The following is a 19,991-nucleotide window of genomic DNA, read 5'->3' as shown; positions in this document are numbered from 1 at the left end:
ACTGTATGATACGTATCGAAAACCTCAGTGTCTCCTACAAAGAAACGTTGGCACTTAAGGATATTTCACTAGCGCTCCATGGACCAACAATTACCGGTATCATTGGTCCAAACGGCGCTGGGAAATCAACATTATTAAAAGGTATGCTGGGAATTATCCCACATCAAGGTCAGGCATTTCTCGATGACAAGGAAGTTAAAAAATCCTTACATCGAATCGCCTATGTCGAACAAAAAATCAATATCGACTACAACTTTCCCATCAAGGTCAAGGAATGCGTCTCTCTAGGACTCTTCCCCTCTATCCCTCTCTTTCGCAGTTTAAATGCTAAACATTGGAAGAAAGTGCAAGAGGCCCTTGAAATTGTCGGTCTAGCTGACTACGCTGAACGTCAAATCAGTCAACTGTCTGGAGGTCAGTTCCAGCGAGTCTTGATTGCCAGATGTTTGGTACAGGAAGCTGACTATATCCTCTTGGATGAACCCTTTGTTGGGATTGACTCTGTCAGTGAGGAAATCATCATGAATACGCTGAGAGATTTGAAAAAAGCTGGGAAGACGGTTCTCATCGTCCACCACGACCTCAGCAAGGTTCCCCACTACTTCGATCAAGTCTTGCTTGTCAATCGAGAAGTGATTGCCTTTGGTCCAACCAAAGAAACCTTTACCGAAGCCAATCTCAAAGAAGCTTACGGTAATCGACTCTTTTTCAATGGAGGTGACCTATGATTGCAGAATTTATCGATGGATTACAAAAATTCCATTTCTTACAAAATGCCTTGATAACAGCCATTGTCGTCGGGGTCGTAGCTGGAGCTGTAGGATGTTTCATCATTCTACGCGGGATGTCACTCATGGGAGATGCCATTTCACATGCTGTCTTGCCAGGTGTAGCCCTCTCCTTCATCTTGGGCCTTGACTTCTTTATCGGAGCCATTGTCTTTGGATTGCTAGCTGCCATCATCATTACCTACATCAAGGGGAACTCGATTATCAAAAGCGATACCGCCATCGGCATTACCTTTTCTTCTTTCTTAGCCCTCGGTATCATCTTGATTAGTGTCGCTAAAAGTTCAACTGACCTTTTCCATATCCTTTTTGGTAATATCCTAGCCGTCCAAGATACGGATATGTTTATTACTATGGGTGTTGGTGCAGCCATTCTCTTGTTAATCTGGATTTTCTTCAAGCAACTCTTGATAACATCCTTTGATGAACTCTTGGCTAAAGCCATGGGAATGCCTGTCAATTTCTATCACTACCTTCTCATGGTACTCTTGACTCTCGTGTCTGTGACAGCCATGCAAAGTGTCGGAACTATCCTGATTGTAGCCATGCTGATTACCCCAGCTGCAACTGCTTATCTATATGCTAATAGCCTGAAAAGCATGATTTTCCTTTCCTCAACCTTTGGAGCGATAGCTTCAGTTTTGGGACTCTTTATCGGTTATAGCTTTAACGTTGCGGCAGGTTCTAGTATCGTGCTTACAGCTGCTAGTTTCTTTCTCATTAGCTTCTTTATCGCTCCAAAACAACGATATTTGAAACTGAAAAATAAACATTTGTTAAAATAAGGGGCAAAACCCCAATAAATTGGAGGATCTAATGAAAAAATTAGGTACATTACTCGTTCTCTTTCTTTCCGTCATCGCTCTTGTAGCATGTACTAGTGGAAAAAAAGATGCAGCTTCTGGTCAAAAACTAAAAGTTGTTGCTACAAACTCAATCATCGCTGATATTACTAAAAATATTGCTGGTGACAAGATTGATCTTCACAGTATCGTTCCTGTTGGTCAAGACCCACACGAATACGAACCACTTCCTGAAGACGTTAAGAAAACATCTCAAGCTGATTTGATTTTCTATAACGGTATCAACCTTGAAACAGGTGGCAATGCTTGGTTTACAAAATTGGTAGAAAATGCCAAGAAAACTGAAAACAAAGACTACTTTGCAGTCAGCGAAGGCGTTGATGTTATCTACCTTGAAGGTCAAAACGAAAAAGGCAAAGAAGACCCACACGCTTGGCTTAACCTTGAAAACGGTATGATCTTTGCTAAAAATATCGCAAAACAATTGAGCGCTAAAGACCCTAGCAACAAGGAATTCTACGAAAAAAATCTTAAAGAATATACTGATAAGCTAGACAAACTTGACAAGGAAGCTAAGGAGAAATTTAACAACATCCCTGCTGAGAAAAAACTCATTGTAACCAGCGAAGGATGCTTCAAATACTTCTCTAAAGCCTACGGTGTCCCAAGTGCCTATATCTGGGAAATCAACACTGAAGAAGAAGGAACACCTGACCAAATCAAGACCTTGGTTGAAAAACTTCGCCAAACAAAAACTCCTTCCCTCTTTGTAGAATCTAGTGTGGATGACCGTCCAATGAAGACTGTTTCACAAGACACAAACATCCCAATCTACGCACAAATCTTTACTGACTCTATCGCAGAACAAGGTAAAGAAGGCGACAGCTACTACAACATGATGAAATACAACCTTGATAAGATTGCTGAAGGATTGGCAAAATAATACTCTTCAAAAATCAAATTCAAACTACGTCAACGTCTCCTTGCCGTACTCAAGTACAACCTGCGGCTAGGCTTCCTAGTTTGCTCTTTGATTTTCATTGAGTATAAGCCTCTGAAAAACGTCATTCTTTTCCGAATTGACGTTTTTTCTATGCTCACATTTCCAGTCAAATCATTGGAAAATTCTGACCGTTTCAGCTAAAATGGAAGAAAAAAGATTGGAGTATCTTATGGTAACTTTCCTCGGAAATCCTGTGAGCTTTACAGGTAAACAACTACAAGTCGGCGACAAGGCACTTGATTTTTCACTCACTACAACAGACCTTTCTAAAAAATCTCTAGCTGATTTTGATGGCAAGAAAAAAGTCTTGAGTGTCGTTCCTTCTATCGATACAGGTATCTGCTCAACTCAAACGCGTCGTTTTAATGAAGAACTGGCTGGACTGGATAATACAGTCGTCTTGACTGTTTCCATGGACCTCCCTTTTGCCCAAAAACGTTGGTGCGGTGCTGAAGGCATTGAAAATGCTATCATGCTCTCAGACTACTTCGACCATTCCTTTGGACGTGATTATGCCCTCTTAATCAATGAGTGGCATCTATTGGCACGCGCAGTCTTTGTCCTCGATACTGACAATACGATTCGCTATGTTGAATACGTGGACAATATCAACTCTGAACCAAACTTCGAAGCCGCAATTGCAGCAGCTAAAGCCCTATAGAAAAAATCCTCTGTCACAAAGAGTTTCCTGCTCTTTGAAACGGAGGATTTTTGTTTACGAGTAAATATAAGTTCAAGCTACTAAAAACAACTAGCTTACTCTACAGATTTCAGGGCTTCTAACATATCAACCTTTCTCAGATGATAATTGACAAAGAAACCAAGCAGGGTCAAAATGGTGCTTACTGCTGCTACTGGGATCACATAGACCTCCCAGCCTACCTGCGGATAAAAGAGAATAGTCGCAGGCGAAATCATTTGAATCAAAAATTGGTGTAAATAGAAACCTGAGACCAAACCAAGTACGATTCCCACAAGAGACAAGACAATCGTCTCACGATAAATATAGAGTGTGACTTCCTTATTATGAAAGCCGAGAACCTTGATAGTAGAAAGTTCACGGATTCTCTCAGCCACGTTGATGTTAGTCAGATTGTAGAGGATAACAATAGCCAATAGAATCGACACAATAACCAAGATAGTCATGGTCTGATTGAGTGAGCTAGCGACAGAGTCAAAGAGCCGAATGGCTGAAGCATTCTGGACAACGCTGGACACCGCAGCTTGATTCATAAGCAAGCCTGCCTGCCTTTCGATACTAGTCGCACCAGAATCCTTTAGCCTAACCAGATAAGTGTTGGCTTGGGGTAGATGACCATAAAGTTGCTCATAACTAGCTTGACTCATATAAATAAAGTGGCCAACGTAGTTCTCAGCAATGGCAGCAACCTTTAGCTCCTTACCTTCAATTTCTAAAGTCTGTCCAACCTTAACACCTGACAACTGGGCTAGTTTAGCTGTGATAACGATTCCATCTTTTAATGTCAGCTCCTGCTGATGATTTTGCAGATGGATAAAGGGAGTCAAATCCTCCTTCTCTGTCATCATAAGGGTAATGGTCTGAAGACCAGCCTTGCCTTTGAAATCCTTGTCTAGCGTTTTAGAATAGATTTTCTGGTAGTCTTGGATGTCCTGCCCTTTCAAGACTTCTTCTAGCTCTACCTTGTCCTGATTGGTCGCACTAGGATTTTCAGAGACAATCATCTGATACTGTTGGATTTGTTGAAACTGTCTAGACGGAACTCCTGCTACAGAGGATTGGATGCCCAAACCGGCAAAGAGCAGGGCTACAGAACCTGCCACACCAAAGATCGTCATCAACATCCGCTGCTTATAACGAAAGATATTGCGTGCTGTTACTTTATGGGTAAAACTGAGACGACGCCAGATAAAACCGATACGCTCCAGTAAGACTTTAGCTCCTTTAACAGGTGGTTTAGGCAGTAAAAGTTGGGTTGCTTCGTCGTGAAGTTCCCTCCGAGCCACCAGATAGGCTGGTAACACACTCGCCAACCAACTCAAACCTAGAGCTAGCATACTATAGCTCCAATAGAACTGAATCTGGGTTTCTCCCACCACCATGCCTTTTGTAATGACACTTGAAATCACACTGGCTAGCAAATAATGACCAAGTATGCTACCTAGAGCTGTTCCGACAGTCCCAGCTACTAGACCGTAGAGGAGAAACTTGGCGATAATATCCTTACTACGATAGCCCAAGGCCTTAAAAATACCTGCATGTGTTCGCTCTTCATCCACAAAGCGAGTCATGGTTGTAAAGGTCACCATAGCTGCTACGGCATAAAGCACTACAGGAAAGATATTGCCCACTGCCCGAATACTGGCTGAAGCATTGCTATACATGAGGTAGCCCTGACCACCTGGCATGGTCTGACGATTATAGACTTGATACTTGGGCTCAGCCAAATCATCCAAGACTTGCTGATGTTTGTCTAATTTTTCCTTTTCTTGGACTAGATTTTGTTCAGCTTGCTTTAGTTTGTCCTCTTCCTTACTCAATTCCTGCTTAGCTTGGGTAAGTTGAGCACTTGTCAGCTCTCTCTGAGCTTGAGGCAGCATGGCTAGTTGACTTTCCTGAGCCTGTAAACGAGCTTGAGCAGCTGCTAAACGACGCTTGCCTTCCTGCAGATTAGTCTCAGCCTTATCAAGGGTCTCTTGACCTTTGTCTAAAGACTCTTGGCCTTCTTTTTTCAAGAGTTGCAGACGTGCCTTGCCATTATCTGACAAAGCTTGTTCAAGGTCTTCCTGATGTTGCTTGGATTTTTCTTCATAAGCTTCTGAAAAAGCATTTAAGCCTGCTAAATCTTGATATTTCAAACGAGCTATATTGTAAACTTTCTGATCAAACTGACTAGGTAAAATCACCCCATAGGCTGTCAAAGTCCCACTTCCACTGCCTGCGTAGCCCATATCTCGCTGGGAGAGGATTTCAGCTGAATCCACAAAACCAGTAATGGTATAAGTATGATCTTTTAAAGAGGAATGACCCTCTTCTTTTTCTTTAAAGCTAATCTCCTGTCCCACACGATATTGGCCTTGTAAATGACTGGCCAAAGCAATTTCCTGGTCTGACTGAGGAAGTCGTCCCTCTCTTAGCTGAAAGGTTGAAATTCGCTCTGGTTTGGAATACAGCCGAATGGCATCCTGCCCATTTTCCATAGTCACATCTGTCAAATAGCCAAACTCAAAATCTGCTCCCTCTATCTGTTCTAGTTCTTCTTGATCTGCCTGATCCAAACCATAGTTAGACATAACTGCCAAATCCAAGGTTTGAGCAGTTCTTAAATAAGCATTAGCTGTCGCCTCCATGTTGGGGCTAGTCACTTTGAGGCCTACTAAGGCTAGAGACCCTAACATCATCAAGGTTAAGATGGATAAAAAACGCCCCTTGGAGCCTGTGAAGGACTGAATTAAGTCCTTCCAATAGGTTTTTCGCTTGATCATGCTAGTACTCCAAACTGTCGATATCCTGAGGATACTGGTTGATCACCACATCCTTGACACTGGCGTCATGCATATGAATCACGCGATCCGCAATGGGCGCCAAAGCTCCATTGTGAGTCACGATGATTACCGTCGCTCCCTTTTGACGAGACATATCTTGGAGAATTTTCAAAACCTGCTTGCCCGTCTGATAATCCAAGGCTCCAGTCGGTTCATCACAAAGGAGGATTTTAGGATTTTTGGCTACCGCGCGTGCAATGGAGACTCGCTGTTGCTCCCCTCCAGAAAGCTGGGCTGGAAAATTATTGAGACGATGAGCCAGACCTACATCTGTCAAGACCTGTTCAGGATTCAAGGCATCTGTCACGATTTCTGAAGCCAACTCCACATTTTCCTTAGCGGTTAGATTGGAAACTAGATTATAAAACTGAAAAACAAAGCCTACATCATTGCGGCGGTAATTGGTTCTCTGGTGCGAACTATAGTCTGCAATATTGGCACCATCAATCCAGATTTCCCCCTCATCATTGGTATCCATTCCCCCAAGAAGGTTAAGAACCGTTGACTTGCCTGCACCAGATGCACCTAGAATAATCACCAATTCACCCTTTTCAATCTCAAAATTCACATCGCGATTGGCCACAATCTCCGTGTCCCCAACCTGATAACGCTTGTAACAGTGTTTCATCTCAATATAAGCCATCAGACCCACCCTCTCTCAAACAAATTACTTCCTACTACCATTATAACGCTTTTTCAACTAGTTGGAAACTGCTTACATTCTTAAATCCTTATTAAAAGGCAGTATCAAATTACTGCCTTCTATCACCTTCTTAAAAATAAAATTGAACAAAATCACCTTCTGCTGTCGCCACTGAAATACAATCTTTCCCCATGCATTTCGCTTTTATTTTTTCTTGATTCACTTCAATCACACTTTTTTCAATATCTGGATAAGAGACTCGCAAATCTCCCCCACTTCTTGATAAAATGGTCAACTGTAAGAGTTTTTTATCCGCCCACCTCATGCTAACTTCAAAATGTCCACGTGCCATTAAGCCTGAAACGGAACCTGTTGACCATGCATCGGGTAGGGCGGCTAGAGGTGCCAGATAAGCTGTATGAGACTGGAGTAACATTTCTGCCATTCCACTGCTAGCACCAAAATTACCATCTATCTGAAAAGGAGGGTGGCTACACCAAAGATTTGGCAAGGTAGATGACTTTAACTGCTCTGCTAATAATTTATGGGCTCGATTGCCATCTCCTAGACGCGCCCAAAGATTGATCTTATTGGCCTTAGACCAACCTGTGCCGCCATCTCCACGATCATTGAGGCTAGCACGCGCCGCTTCAAGATACTCTTGTACCTTGTAGCTAAAGAGAGTTCCAGGATAGAGTCCCACTAGATGGGAAGTGTGCCGATGCTGAGCCTCCACTTTCTCATTTTGAAAATGCTGCTCTTCCTCCTCATACCACTCCCTGATTCGACTAGATTGAGTGATTTGAAGAGGATTAAGCAAGTCAAACTTCTCCTTGACCTCAGTCAACAAAGCCTCATCCAGTCCCAATTCCTGAGCAGCCTGAATAAAATCATGAAATAACTGCCAAATTAGAGATTGGTCATAGGTATTGCCAATCGAAATCGGCCCATGTTCTGGCGAATAAGACGGAGAAGAGACCCAACGCTGCGCCTGCTGATCCTCATGTAAAAAATCATTCCAAAAACGAACGGTTTCCCTCAACATGGGATAAATTTTCTCCCTGAGATAGTCTTGATCCCTATAAAATGAATAGGCTTCATAAACAGTTTGCATCATCCAAGCATTGGCAGCTGGTGACCACCCCCAGTAATAATCCCAACCAGGTGCCGTCCAGCCAAAAGGAGTCGCTTGAGTATGAACCAGCCAACCATTCTCCTCACCTTTCTGAGAGACGATTCCTGCATACCTTGCAGCCGCTAGACGACCATAGACACGCAAATCATCGATATAGTTGATGACTGGAAAAGCCGTCTCTAGAAGATTAGTAACATAGGCTGGCCAATAATTCATCTGCAGATTGATATTCAGGTGATAGTCCGAATTCCAAGGAGGATTATCGACCGCATTCCAGACTCCCTGTAGGTTAGCTGGTAGAGCATCTGAGCAATCTCTAGAAGAACTAATCAATAAATACCGTCCATACTGGAAGAACAATTCCTCCAAAGCATGCCCCTCTTGTGGCTTATAATTTTTTAGCAAATTATCTGTAGTGGATGTGTCTACATCAGCTCCCAAATCCAATTGAACACGTTGGAATAAGGCTTGGTAATCCTGAATATGCCTTGATTTCAATTGGGCATAGCCCTTTTCTTTAGCTATCTCCACCAAGTCCTTAACCTGTTTCTCTAAATCTATTTTCTTGCGATAATTACTAGCAGGATTTTGGGCAAAATCAGTCTTAGCAGCCAAGAAAAGATTGGCATAACTGGCTCCTGATATCTGAGCCTTATCTGACCAAACTCTAATATCCCCATCTGTTTCCCAAGCTAAACAGCTAGCAAACTGCAGGTCATTGTCCTTAACTCTTCCCTTCATCAAGATATGAGAATCAGTAATATCCAACTTGCATTCCTTGTAATCAGATTTTTCCTCCTCATACTTTCCATCAGAAGCCAAATCACGACTTAGCGACAGTTCTATAGTAAAATCTAGAGTTTCCGCCCCTTCCTTAGTAAAGCGCTGAACCAAGAGATTATCTGGAAAACTCGCAAAAGCTTCACGTTCAAATTTCGTTCCCTTATAGACATAAGAAGTCGTCGCAAGCGCCTTACTGATATTCAGTTGCCTCTGGTAATCCGTAACCTGAGACAAAGTCGTACCTTGCTGACTAAACTCAATGTGAATATCCCCAAAGGATAGATAGGTCCCATATTGACTCGTTTTTGGCCCGATCAGGTGCTGTTCAGCCAGTTCCTTAGCCCGATTGTAATCTCTCTTTTCCAAAGCCTGCCGAATCTCAGCTAAAAAACCATACTGGTCCTGAAGATTTCCACCCTGATAATCGGAACTATCAGGAAGTGGACCACCAGACCAGAGACTTTTTTCATTAAATTGAATCCTCTCAGCCCCTATAATCCCAAATACTTTTGCCCCTAAAGAACCATTGCCTATTGGTAAAGCCTCTTCTTCCCAACCCTTATATGTTGTTGAAGCTGGTCTCTTGTAGGCCAATACATAATCTTGTTTTTTATTCCTTATCATACTACCATACTAACATAAAAAGCCTAGAAATCAATTCTAGACTTACAATTTTTTATTTTCCAAGGTAGTATTCAGAAACTACGTTCAATTTTTCGTCGAATTCGAATACCAATGGTGGGAAGTTAGGGATTTCCACGTCCATGATTTCGTCGTCTGACAAACCTTTGATGTGTTTTACAAGGGCACGGATTGAGTTACCGTGAGCTCCTACGAATACGTTTTTACCATCTTTAAGAGCTGGAGCGATTTTATCTTCCCAGAATGGAAGGGCACGTTCCAAAGTCACTTTCAAGTTTTCAGCATCTGGAATAACTGAATCGTCAAGTGAAGCGTAACGACGGTCTGTGTGAGCTGAGTGCTCATCATCACGATCCATGTTTGGAGGCAATACATCGTATGAACGACGCCAGATGTGAACTTGCTCATCACCAAATTGTTCAGCAGCTTCAGCTTTGTTTTTACCAGTCAAACCACCGTAGTGACGTTCGTTCAAACGCCATGATTTTTCAACTGGAACCCACAATTGGTCAGAAGCTTCAAGAGCCAAGTTAGTTGTTTTAATCGCACGTTTCAATACTGAAGTATAAGCTTGGTCAAATTCGATACCAGCTTCTTTGATCAATTTACCAGCGTCAATCGCTTGTTGTGTACCTTTTTCAGACAAATCAACATCAGCCCAACCAGTGAAAAGGTTAGCTTTGTTCCATTCAGACTCACCGTGGCGAGCAAAAACCAATTTTACCATTAGATGGATTCTCCTTTAAATTTTCCGAGGTTTTCCCTCGTTTATCTATTCTATTTTACACAATTTTTCACAAAAAAGCTAGTCAAAACCAAAAAGGAAAGGACTGTTTGGCAATCCTTTTCCTTCTTAGTATCATACAACAACCCTATTTCTCTTCAAATCCTTCTGCGACTGCTTCCGCAAAGTTTTCTTCTACGATGCTTGCACAGTGGTCACAGATGACTGCGTGGTAGCTGCGCTCTGCTGTTGTTGGGTCGATACGACGGCAACGGTCACATACTTCACCTGCAGCACGTTCAACTGTAAAGGCTACATCTTCGAAGCTAACGGCAGCTTCTGGAGCTGGTCCTTCTGCGATGGTCAAGTCTGACACGATCAAAAGTTGAGCCACATTGCTGTTTACTGCTTCAAGTAGAGTTTTCACCACTTCATTTGGATAAACTGTCAAGTGTGCTTCAAGTGATTTACCGATAACTTTTGCATTACGCGCTTCTTCCAAGGCTTTTTGAGCTTGTCCACGGAAGTCCATGAAGGCAGCCCATGTATCCAAGATTTCTTCTTGATTAGCAAATGTCTCTGCTTCTGGCAATTCTGACAATTGAACAAAGTCTTCTGTTTCAAACTCAAGGTATGACCAGATTTCTTCCGCAGTGTGAGGAAGGATTGGTGTCAAGAGTTTGGTGATTTTCACAAGAATGTCATAGAAGACAGTCTGCATTTGACGGCGTTCCAGTGATTTGGCACCTTCGATGTAAACAACATCTTTAGCAAAATCAAGGTAGAAGGCTGACAAATCAACGTTGATAAAGTTCACCAAGGCCTTATAGATTGTCAAGAATTCAAAGTTTGCGTAAGCATCACGAATGGTCTTGACAAGCTGGTTAAAGCGAATCGTCATGTACTTATCAACTGAACGAAGCTCTTCGTATGCTACTGCGTCTTTAGCTGGGTTAAAGTCAGATGTATTGGCAATCAAGAAACGAAGGGTGTTACGAATCTTACGGTAAGTTTCAGAGACTTGGCTCAAGATATCCATAGAGATACGCACGTCGTTGCTTGAGTCTACACTTGTTACCCAAAGACGCAAGATTTCAGCACCAAATTGTTTTTCAACATCACTTGGAGCAATGGTATTTCCAAGAGATTTAGACATCTTCTCACCTTTACCATCAAGGGCAAAACCTTGTGACAAGATTTGTTTGTAAGGTGCTACGCCATGGTTAGCAACTGATGTGATGAGTGATGAGTTGAACCAACCACGGTACTGGTCAGAACCTTCTAGGTAAAGGTCTGCTGGGTAAGTCAACTCAGGACGGTTTACTACCACTCCATTCCATGATGAACCTGAGTCAAACCAAACGTCCATGATATCTGTTTCTTTTTTGAACTCACCATTTGGTGAACCTGGATGAGTAAATCCTTCTGGCAAGAGGTCCTTAGCATCACGTTCCCACCAAATGCTTGAACCATGTTCCTCAAAGAGTTGAGCCACGTGTTCAATCGTTTCAGCAGTCATAATCGCTGTACCGTCTTCAGCGTAGAAGATAGGAAGTGGAACACCCCAAGCACGTTGACGAGAGATAACCCAGTCGCCACGGTCACGAATCATGTTGTAAAGACGAACTTTACCCCATTCTGAGTGGAATTTCACTTTTTCAATTTCGTCCAAGATTTCTTGGCGGAATTTAGAAACTGAGGCAAACCATTGTGGTACTGCACGCCAGATGATTGGTTTCTTGGTACGCCAGTCAAATGGGTATGAGTGAGAGATTTCTTCTTGGGCAAGAAGGAGGTTACCAAGTTTTTCAATAACAGTTGGAACTACCTTTTCATAGAATTGACCTTCAAACTCAGGACCAGCATTAGCCATCATAATACCGCGTTCGTCAACAGTCACTGCGACTTCAAGACCATTAGCAATACCGACATTGTAGTCATCCTCACCAAAACCAGGGGCTGTGTGGACGATACCTGTACCAGAATCAGTCGTAACGTGGTCACCAAGGATCACCAACTCATCTACAGCTGTATCCCATGGGTGTTCTGTTACGATATGGTTGAGTTCTTGACCACGGTAAGTTGCCAACACTTGAACATCAGCCCAGCCAAATTTCTCAGACAAGCTAGTCAGTAATTCTGCAGCAACCACAAACTTACGAGCTTCACCAGCAGGTTGAACCAAAACGTAATCAATATCTGCACCAACAGTCAAACCACGAGAAGCTGTGATGGTAAATGGAGTTGTTGTCCAGACTACGATGTAAGTATCTGTATCTAGAACACCTTTGCCATCTTTTACCTTGTTGCCATAGTAAAGGGAAGTTGAAACCAAATCATGGTATTCAATCTCCGCTTCAGCAAGGGCTGACTCAGATGACCAAGACCAGTAAACTGGTTTTGCACCACGATAGATATAACCTTTATTAGCCATCTCACCGAAGACACGGATTTGAGCTGCTTCATAGTCAGGAGTCAAAGTCACATATGGATTTTCCCAGTCACCAGAAACACCCAAACGTTTGAAGTCTTCGCGTTGTTTATCTACTTGAGAAAGAGCATATTCACGGCAAAGTTTCAAGTACTCAACCAAGTCCATTTCTTTGCGTTTGATACCTTGTTTTGCCAAAACTTGCTCGATTGGCAGACCATGTGTATCCCAACCTGGAATATAAGGAGCATAAAATCCTGACATAGACTTAGAACGAACAATGATATCTTTTGAAATCTTGTTCATAGCGTGTCCAACGTGGATATTTCCGTTAGCGTATGGAGGGCCATCATGCAAGGTGAAATGAGGTTTTCCTTGGTTCAATTCTTGACGACGTTGGTAAAGTTTTGCATCTTCCCATTCCTTTTGCCAAACTGGCTCTTTGGTAGGAAGGCCTGCACGCATTGGGAAAGCTGTTTTCCCAAGGTTAAGGGTATCTTTGAGTTTCATGGTATCTCCTTTATAAATAATAACAAATTAAAAACCACGACTGCCAAAAAGGACGAAAATCGTGGTACCACCTTTATTCGGAAAAAGATTTAGTCTTTCTCCCTCTTATCCCGTAACGTGGGGAACGTCAAATCTTACTAGCTTCAGACTTGAGTTTTTGAGAGGATAATCTTAGCATTAGGGATTACAGGACTCACACCATCTCCTGCTCGCTGGAAATATAAGGATAAGATATTGTTCTCAGATCATTTCTTATAAAATTGTAACAGATTCTTGCGGTGCCGCAAAACCTGGTTCTGAGTTCACAGCTTCAGTAGCTGGTGTTGGTCCTGAATAATGGCTTGGAGCTACTTCTGGCTCTTCATACATTGGACCAACTGGATGAGCTGGACTTTCTTCAACAACCGGAGCTGGTGAAACCACTTGTTCCTGCTCAGCTCTTGCTTCGGCTTCTGCAAGTTCCTTATTAGCCGCTTCGATACGCGCTTGCAACTCAGCCATTTCCTCGGGAGAAAACTGGCGAGTAATATCAATTGGTTCTTCCTCTGGATGTTGTTGCAAGACAGAGTCACCTAAGACTTCGCTGACCACTTCTTTGAAAGCTTCATCACTTGTCTGAAGATAAGTCGCTGTTGGGCGAAGAATATCTTCCCAATCTGAAGATTCAACAATTGCTAACTGGCTCTCAATTGTAGATTTAAGACGTTGATGGAAGACACGACTCTTGTTCTTCAATTCTTCTGTTTCAACAGCAACTTTCTTAGCATTGTCAGTTGCTTGACGAAGAATTTCATTTGCCTTGTACTTAGCTTCTTCCAACAAACGTTGGGCATCTTGCTCTGCTTGTTGGATAATATTGTTTGAACGTTCCGTTGCAGCTTGTTTTACTCGCTCTGCTGTATCTTGTGCAATCAATACAGATTGACTCAATGAATCTTTCATCTCATCAAAGTAAGACAAACGCTCTTCCAAACTCTTAATTTGTAAATCCTTATCATGATTAGAGCGAACCAAATCTTCATAATCACGGACTACAATATCTAAAAACTCATCTACTTCTTCTTGATCAAACCCTCTAAAGCGTGTGCTAAAGGTTTTATCTTTGATTTCTAACGATGTAATTGGCATATTTTTCCTCACTTACTTAATAACAATTGGACCGTTAATTTCTTTTTATCTTTTTTTGTTTGCCCATTATCTCTAACGAGTTTCAATCGACCAAATTTCCTAACACTAATCAAATCACCAACTTGAACTGCATAATCTGATTTTTCAACTAAATGGTAATTCACTTGGACTGCCTGTTTTTCAATTAACTGACTTGCCTGATTTCTAGACAGCTTGAAGACACCTGCCAGAAAAACATCTAATCTAGAACTAGAAATACAAATATCTAATTCTTGATAATCTTCTACTGTAGCAATTTTCTCAGTAAAATCCCGTTCTTCTAGACGAACCGGTAAACGAGCAATTTTCGTAATGCCGTCTTGAAAAAGGAGCATAAACTGTCGATTAATGATAATCTGTGCTCTCTCTTCGTTGACTAAGATATCACCAAATAGCTTCCTATCAATTCCCAGCTTGTTTAAAACAGTCCCTAATATTTTTGCATGCGTTAAGCGTTCAAACTTATTAGGGTAGACAATTTCTTGCAAGGATAGTTCAAAATCAGAGAATTCCGGCTCAAAATAATCAGGATACAGGAGTACGCGCACATATTCAGTTTCAAGAAACTGCCGACTGCTCATATAGGAGATGCCGTTCGTTGATGCTAGAACTTTTAAAATCTTTTCTTGATGGGGATTTACAAAGGGTGTTAAAAAAGGAGAATAAGAATCTTCTACTTTTTTTATCCATTCTACTCCCTTATCAATAAAAGACGAATCATTCTTAGAAAAGTGTTGATAAATCATCTTGTTCATAGAAAGAGCACTAAAAGTCGAATCAATTGTTCCCCTAGGAAGTGAACTAGTAATACCGCAATCCAGACAGACAAGTCAAGACCTGCAATCTGAAGGGGTAAACGTTGTAAGGGAGCAATTATCGGTTTCACTAAACTAATAATCAAGCGTCCCAGACGTGATTCATAAGCATTTGGGAACCAAGACATCAGAGCAAAAATGATTAAAATCAGTGAATAGATATCCACTGCATTTTGAATAAAACGAATGAGAAAGAGCATTATCTCACTCTCGTACGTTTCATGTCAAAGCCAAATTCACCATTTTGTGATTCATCTGGGATTTTGATATCTTCAATATTAACGACAACATCAACTGGTGTCAGCAGGTACATAGTAGATGCAACCTTTTTCATGTTACCAGCCAAAACGTGACGAGCCCCGTCCAGATAATCCAAACAACGACGTGCTTGAACTTCTGTCATATATTGGAAATCAATCAAAATACTTTCGTTACCAGCTAATAAATCAACAATATCTGTGGCGTCTTCGTATTTGCGTGGATAACGAACATCAATTGTCACCTTATCAGTAGAACGTTGACTTTGCATAGCCAACTCTTGTTGACGGGCATGAAGACGGGTGATGTTTTTATCTTTAGATGGCGTGCTAGCAGCTTGTTGAGGCAACTCTTGAACAGAAGGGACTGGAGTCACAATCGGCTCTTCAGCTTTAGGCTGATAAGTAGTACCCACATCTTCTCCATCTTCTGTAAAATAATCTATAAATTTATCAAATCTATCTTTTAAAGACATATTTCTTTCCTATTTAAAAAATGCTGAACCAATTCTGACAAATGTTGAGCCAAATTCAATCGCTTCCTTGTAGTCACGACTCATACCCATACTCAAGTCCGTCATTGGCATATTGGGAATTTGTTTTTCTCTAATTTCTAGTTGCAAATCCTGCGTAGCTTTAAAAATCTCTTTCAACTCATCACTACTAGCTTCAAAAGGAGCCATGGTCATCAAGCCGACATATTCGATTTTATCTAAGGTGGCCAACTCTGGCAAGAGCTCCAATAGTTCTTCCTTTGAAAAACCATGTTTGCTCTCTTCCCTTGAGATATTCACTTGTAAGAAACACTTAACAACTCGGTCACTTCTTTTTTGAATTTCCTCTGCTAGCTTTAATGAATCCAAAGCATGGAAATAATCAACATACTGAATGACATCTTTGACTTTGCGTCTTTGTAACGTACCAATCAAATGCCAGGTAATATTCCGGTCTTTTAAAGCTTCATATTTCTCAAGAAATTTATCTACACGATTTTCACCAATATGATGCACACCTAGCGGAAGCAAAGCCTCCGCTGTCGGTACGTCTACATATTTTGTAACAGCAACAACCGAAACAGAATTAGCTTCTCTTCCTGACTGCTGACTTGCATCTTTTATTTGTTGAAAAACACGTTCTGTATTTTCTTTCAAATTCATTTACTTAACGATTTTTGAAAAATGGAGGAGTTTCTAATTCGTCCTCTTCTAAAGATGGTGCTTCGAAACGTTCAACTGGTGATACAACTGAATCAGTCGGACGGACAATTGTCTCACGACGCAAGTCCCAATCACCAAATGCTGAAGTTTGAGAAGTTTCTGTGCGACGAGGTGCTGGACTTGGAATTTCTGCAGTTTCAGCCATGTCATAGTGACGATCGTGGTTACGTGCATGACTTGGGCTTGCTTGTTCATGACGAACTGCTTGTTTTGGTGCATGTCCAACAACTTTTTCAACACGATCTTGACGAACACCAGTTGCAACAACTGTTACGCGAATTTCATCACGCATGCTTTCATCAATAGATGTTCCCAACCAGATGTTCACTCCTTGACCAGCTGCTTGATTGACGATTTCTGATGCTTCTTCTGCCTCAATCAAAGTCAAGTCGAGACCACCAGTAACGTTGACGATGACATCCTCAGCACCGTCAATAGTTGTTTCAAGAAGTGGTGAGTAGATTGCCTTACGAGCTGCTTCTACCACACGTTCTTCACCACTACCGATACCGATACCCATTAGGGCGTTCCCTTTATTTGCCATAACTGTTTTCACATCGGCAAAGTCAAGGTTAATCAATCCAGGATTTGTGATTAAATCTGTAATCCCTTGAACACCTTGGCGAAGTACGTTATCTGCTTCGCTAAGAGCTTCAAGAAGTGGAGTTTTCTTATCAACAATTTCAAGCAAGTTGTTATTTGAAATAATCAATAGGGTATCTACATGTTCACGAAGTTGGTTGATTCCTTCAACAGCAAATTGACCACGTTTGCTTCCTTCAAAACCGAAAGGACGTGTCACAACACCAACTGTAAGAGCACCCAAATCTTTAGCAATACGGGCAATAACAGGAGCCGCACCAGTACCTGATCCACCTCCCATACCAGCAGTAATGAAGACCATATCCGCTCCACTGATAGCAGCTGTCAATGTTTCTTCGCTTTCTTCAGCAGCTTTACGACCAACTTCAGGTTGACCTCCAGCACCCAAACCACGAGTCAATTTAGGACCCAATTGAATTACTGTCTCTGCTTTAGTACTACTCAAAGCTTGTACATCTGTGTTTGCTGCGATAAATTCAACGCCGGCAACACCTTCGTCAACCATGCGGTTAATGGCGTTACCGCCACCTCCACCAACACCGATTACTTTAATAACTGCACCTTGAGCTGCTGCTGTATCAAATGAAAATGTCATAGTTTATTTTTCCTCTTTTATTCATCAAACATGCTTCCGATTAAGCCACGGAAACGATCTGCGATTTTTGGTTTATTTTGAGAAGATACTTTATCTTCTTTCGGAGCAACTACGTTCGTAGAAGCTGATGGTTCTACCTCAGTATTTTGAACTGGTTGAATTGGGGTAGGTTGTGCTACCTGCGTAACACGTTGAATCATCCCACCGAAATTAATTGGTTGATGACGCAAGGTATCTTCACCCTTGACTGCTCGTTGCGCTAATAAATGTACTTCAGTCAATTGACCAGCAAATTCAGACAAGCTGATCACATGAGCAAAGGCAGGGTTACGAATTCCAACTTGATTTGGAACGTAAAGTTTGACACCAACACCAAAGACTTCCTGTGCAAGTTCTACGATACCTGGCAAAATAGCATTTCCACCAATCAGAACAATTCCACCTGGAAGATCCAACAAATGTCTTCTTTCCAACTCTTGTTTGATTTGTTCAAAAATGTGTTTAATGCGAGCTGAAATAATCTCTGCTAGATAGCTTTCTGTAACTTCTACAGGCTCTACTTCACCAATCACTTCAACTTGGAAGGTTTCATTACTTGCAAGTGAAGGATAGGCTTCACCATAGTTCAATTTCAATCCTTCAGCTAGTTTTTGTGAAGTCTTCAAGACTTTAGAGATATCTTTTGTGACATAATCTCCACCTTCTTGAAGAATATTTGTAAACTGGAGTTCTTGGTTACGGATTGTAGCAACAGTTGTTTGCCCTGCTCCCATATCAATCACAGTAGCTCCAAACTCACGCTCACCTTCGTTCAAGACTGAACGAACCAAAGCCAATGGCGAAATAATAATATTTTCAACTTGAACACCTGAGCGCTCAACTGTCTTACGTAAATTGTGAAGAATAGTACGTGGACCTGTGTAAAGCAAACCACGCATTTCAAGACGAACACCCATCATGCCACGTGGATCACGAATACCTTGGAAACCATCTACGATAAATTCTTCTGGAATAAACGTAATGACTTCACGATCTGGTGTCATGCTCTTTGTCAAGGCTGATTTGACAACATTCTCGACATCTTGATCTGTAATTTCTTTTGTATCAGATGTAACTGGAATCATTCCTTGAGTTGGTTCTACTTGCAAAAGATTTCCAGGCAAACCAACATTCACAGATTTGATTGAAATGCCAGCCTTCTCTTCTGCTTGGGAAATAGCTGACTTGATAGCAGTTGCTGCTGCTTCAATATCAACGATAATCCCATCCTTTACACCTTTACTCTTGGCATTACTTACACCAATTACATTTAGTTCACCATTTCTAAGCTCGGCAACCAATACCTTAATCGAATTAGTTCCGATATCTAAGCCTGTAAAAAAACCATCTCTAGCCATTACATCGCATCCTCTCTCTTCCAAGTTTCTAACTTCTATTCAAAATAGCTAAAATAGGGCATAGCTATTCACAGAATATTATAACACAAAAAATCCAATCGTGCTTAGTTTTTCCTAAATTTACTTACCATTTTTTCATATTCTCTCATCAGCTTTTTTTCTCTTCCAAACAAGTTATAAAAAATCAGATTTATGAAAAAAAGAAAGCTTGAATTTAAGCTTTCTTTGCAATCATTTTTTCTGCTTCTTGTTCTAAAAATAGTTCCAAGATTTTCTTGGTCAAAGTAATCGCTGCTGACAAGGCTACAGACACGATCAAATAATTAGCCACTAATCCATGATTTCCAACCAATGGCGGTTTGGTCAAGAATCCGTAATCTCCACCTGTTACCAAATTGACCACAAAAATCAAGGCATTTAATGCAAAAGTCATGAGAAAAATTCTTTTCACATCTAACATTCTCGCATCGTACTGTCTCAAGAGATAAACCAGTGAATTTCCCAAGAGAGCTAGGTGCCCAAAGATAAAGGACAAAATGGCAATGTGGGGGAAAGGATAGGGATCTGGCACTGGATAAACAAAGGCAGCTAATGTCCCAAATGTTCCTAGTAATGCAAAATACTGCCGATATTTGGACTGACCAGGAAGCAAAAGCACCACAAACATAGCCATACGGCAATGGTAAAAGGGTAAGCTTTCCGACAATGGCATATGATTAACTCCGTACCATCCATAAAGAAGGATTAACTGAACTGCCTGCAAGATTTGGAAAAATCGTTGATAAGCCTTCTTTTCACGATAACGATAGGCTGTATAAAAGGTCAAGGCCAAGAGTGTAAATATACTGACATACCAAAAAAGATCAAACTTGGGTGGCTCTGTTGCTTGGGTTGTAAAGAAAATATCCCATAAATTCATCTAGTATTCCTCATGATTCAAAATTTTCCTGCAT

The 19,991-nt window shown here is 41.4% G+C and carries 17 protein-coding genes; 4 read left to right on the top strand and 13 right to left on the bottom strand.

Features of this window, described 5'->3' with window-relative positions:
• The first annotated feature begins 5 nt into the window (after window positions 1-5).
• The 4 genes from JQ841_RS04085 (at window position 6) to tpx (ending at window position 3,255) form a co-directional block, all read left to right on the top strand.
• Window positions 6-728, top strand: coding sequence for a metal ABC transporter ATP-binding protein (locus tag JQ841_RS04085; RefSeq protein ID WP_203176375.1), 723 nt, complete (start codon window positions 6-8; stop codon window positions 726-728).
• Window positions 725-1,573, top strand: a complete 849-nt coding sequence (locus JQ841_RS04080; protein ID WP_153210127.1) for a metal ABC transporter permease — start codon at window positions 725-727, stop codon at window positions 1,571-1,573. The genes JQ841_RS04085 and JQ841_RS04080 overlap by 4 nt, the downstream gene beginning before the upstream one ends.
• Window positions 1,574-1,604: 31 nt before the next feature.
• Entirely contained in the window at window positions 1,605-2,534 is a 930-nt protein-coding gene (psaA, locus tag JQ841_RS04075) for a metal ABC transporter substrate-binding lipoprotein/adhesin PsaA (protein WP_045611179.1), read from the top strand.
• A gap of 229 nt (window positions 2,535-2,763) precedes the next feature.
• Complete coding sequence (tpx, locus tag JQ841_RS04070; RefSeq protein ID WP_000256026.1) at window positions 2,764-3,255, top strand: thiol peroxidase; 492 nt, start codon at window positions 2,764-2,766, stop codon at window positions 3,253-3,255.
• 95 nt (window positions 3,256-3,350) lie between these two features.
• Here tpx and JQ841_RS04065 read toward each other — a convergent pair whose 3' ends face one another.
• The 13 genes from JQ841_RS04065 to JQ841_RS04005 all read right to left on the bottom strand — a co-directional run bounded on the left by JQ841_RS04065 (window position 3,351) and on the right by JQ841_RS04005 (window position 19,957).
• Window positions 3,351-6,059: an FtsX-like permease family protein gene (locus JQ841_RS04065; protein ID WP_203180187.1), complete on the bottom strand. Its 2,709-nt coding sequence runs from the start codon at window positions 6,057-6,059 to the stop codon at window positions 3,351-3,353.
• A 1-nt stretch (window position 6,060) separates the two neighbouring features.
• Window positions 6,061-6,762, bottom strand: coding sequence for an ABC transporter ATP-binding protein (locus tag JQ841_RS04060; RefSeq protein ID WP_049540036.1), 702 nt, complete (start codon window positions 6,760-6,762; stop codon window positions 6,061-6,063).
• Between the two features lie 130 nt (window positions 6,763-6,892).
• Window positions 6,893-9,304: a glycoside hydrolase family 95 protein gene (locus JQ841_RS04055; protein WP_203180186.1), complete on the bottom strand. Its 2,412-nt coding sequence runs from the start codon at window positions 9,302-9,304 to the stop codon at window positions 6,893-6,895.
• A gap of 52 nt (window positions 9,305-9,356) precedes the next feature.
• Window positions 9,357-10,049, bottom strand: coding sequence for a phosphoglycerate mutase (locus tag JQ841_RS04050; RefSeq protein ID WP_000240129.1), 693 nt, complete (start codon window positions 10,047-10,049; stop codon window positions 9,357-9,359).
• A gap of 145 nt (window positions 10,050-10,194) precedes the next feature.
• Window positions 10,195-12,987, bottom strand: a complete 2,793-nt coding sequence (gene ileS / locus JQ841_RS04045; RefSeq protein ID WP_203180185.1) for an isoleucine--tRNA ligase — start codon at window positions 12,985-12,987, stop codon at window positions 10,195-10,197.
• A gap of 252 nt (window positions 12,988-13,239) precedes the next feature.
• Entirely contained in the window at window positions 13,240-14,115 is an 876-nt protein-coding gene (locus JQ841_RS04040) for a DivIVA domain-containing protein (protein ID WP_049544857.1), read from the bottom strand.
• Between the two features lie 8 nt (window positions 14,116-14,123).
• Window positions 14,124-14,909: a YlmH family RNA-binding protein gene (locus JQ841_RS04035; RefSeq protein ID WP_203180184.1), complete on the bottom strand. Its 786-nt coding sequence runs from the start codon at window positions 14,907-14,909 to the stop codon at window positions 14,124-14,126.
• A complete protein-coding gene (locus JQ841_RS04030) occupies window positions 14,906-15,169 on the bottom strand; it encodes a YggT family protein (protein WP_203180183.1) in 264 nt (87 codons plus the stop codon). Before JQ841_RS04030 ends, JQ841_RS04035 begins: the two co-directional genes overlap by 4 nt.
• Window positions 15,169-15,702, bottom strand: a complete 534-nt coding sequence (locus JQ841_RS04025) for a cell division protein SepF (protein ID WP_084888721.1) — start codon at window positions 15,700-15,702, stop codon at window positions 15,169-15,171. The genes JQ841_RS04030 and JQ841_RS04025 overlap by 1 nt, the downstream gene beginning before the upstream one ends.
• Window positions 15,703-15,711: 9 nt before the next feature.
• On the bottom strand, window positions 15,712-16,383 hold the full coding sequence (locus JQ841_RS04020) for a YggS family pyridoxal phosphate-dependent enzyme (RefSeq protein ID WP_203180182.1): 672 nt from the start codon (window positions 16,381-16,383) through the stop codon (window positions 15,712-15,714).
• A 4-nt stretch (window positions 16,384-16,387) separates the two neighbouring features.
• A complete protein-coding gene (gene ftsZ / locus JQ841_RS04015; protein ID WP_203180181.1) occupies window positions 16,388-17,641 on the bottom strand; it encodes a cell division protein FtsZ in 1,254 nt (417 codons plus the stop codon).
• A gap of 17 nt (window positions 17,642-17,658) precedes the next feature.
• A complete protein-coding gene (gene ftsA, locus JQ841_RS04010; protein WP_203180180.1) occupies window positions 17,659-19,038 on the bottom strand; it encodes a cell division protein FtsA in 1,380 nt (459 codons plus the stop codon).
• Between the two features lie 214 nt (window positions 19,039-19,252).
• A complete protein-coding gene (locus JQ841_RS04005; protein ID WP_203180179.1) occupies window positions 19,253-19,957 on the bottom strand; it encodes a YwaF family protein in 705 nt (234 codons plus the stop codon).
• Window positions 19,958-19,991 lie beyond the last annotated feature (34 nt).

The organism is Streptococcus mitis, from assembly GCF_905187535.1.
Classification (GTDB): Bacteria; Bacillota; Bacilli; order Lactobacillales; family Streptococcaceae; genus Streptococcus; species Streptococcus mitis_BS.
Note: the sequence above shows the minus strand (reverse complement) of the source record. Positions and strands in the feature narration are given on the sequence as shown.

What these genes read in the sequence shown, in the direction of transcription:
- JQ841_RS04050 (WP_000240129.1), bottom strand. Translation starts at nt 10,049, where the DNA reads ATGGTAAAATTGGTTTTTGCTCGCCACGGTGAGTCTGAATGGAACAAA.
- JQ841_RS04030 (WP_203180183.1), bottom strand. Translation starts at nt 15,169, where the DNA reads ATGCTCTTTCTCATTCGTTTTATTCAAAATGCAGTGGATATCTATTCA.
- JQ841_RS04065 (WP_203180187.1), bottom strand. Translation starts at nt 6,059, where the DNA reads ATGATCAAGCGAAAAACCTATTGGAAGGACTTAATTCAGTCCTTCACA.
- ileS (WP_203180185.1), bottom strand. Translation starts at nt 12,987, where the DNA reads ATGAAACTCAAAGATACCCTTAACCTTGGGAAAACAGCTTTCCCAATG.
- JQ841_RS04025 (WP_084888721.1), bottom strand. Translation starts at nt 15,702, where the DNA reads ATGTCTTTAAAAGATAGATTTGATAAATTTATAGATTATTTTACAGAA.
- psaA (WP_045611179.1), top strand. Translation starts at nt 1,605, where the DNA reads ATGAAAAAATTAGGTACATTACTCGTTCTCTTTCTTTCCGTCATCGCT.
- JQ841_RS04020 (WP_203180182.1), bottom strand. Translation starts at nt 16,383, where the DNA reads ATGAATTTGAAAGAAAATACAGAACGTGTTTTTCAACAAATAAAAGAT.
- JQ841_RS04080 (WP_153210127.1), top strand. Translation starts at nt 725, where the DNA reads ATGATTGCAGAATTTATCGATGGATTACAAAAATTCCATTTCTTACAA.
- JQ841_RS04085 (WP_203176375.1), top strand. Translation starts at nt 6, where the DNA reads ATGATACGTATCGAAAACCTCAGTGTCTCCTACAAAGAAACGTTGGCA.
- ftsZ (WP_203180181.1), bottom strand. Translation starts at nt 17,641, where the DNA reads ATGACATTTTCATTTGATACAGCAGCAGCTCAAGGTGCAGTTATTAAA.
- JQ841_RS04005 (WP_203180179.1), bottom strand. Translation starts at nt 19,957, where the DNA reads ATGAATTTATGGGATATTTTCTTTACAACCCAAGCAACAGAGCCACCC.
- JQ841_RS04035 (WP_203180184.1), bottom strand. Translation starts at nt 14,909, where the DNA reads ATGAACAAGATGATTTATCAACACTTTTCTAAGAATGATTCGTCTTTT.
- JQ841_RS04060 (WP_049540036.1), bottom strand. Translation starts at nt 6,762, where the DNA reads ATGGCTTATATTGAGATGAAACACTGTTACAAGCGTTATCAGGTTGGG.
- JQ841_RS04055 (WP_203180186.1), bottom strand. Translation starts at nt 9,304, where the DNA reads ATGATAAGGAATAAAAAACAAGATTATGTATTGGCCTACAAGAGACCA.
- ftsA (WP_203180180.1), bottom strand. Translation starts at nt 19,038, where the DNA reads ATGGCTAGAGATGGTTTTTTTACAGGCTTAGATATCGGAACTAATTCG.
- tpx (WP_000256026.1), top strand. Translation starts at nt 2,764, where the DNA reads ATGGTAACTTTCCTCGGAAATCCTGTGAGCTTTACAGGTAAACAACTA.
- JQ841_RS04040 (WP_049544857.1), bottom strand. Translation starts at nt 14,115, where the DNA reads ATGCCAATTACATCGTTAGAAATCAAAGATAAAACCTTTAGCACACGC.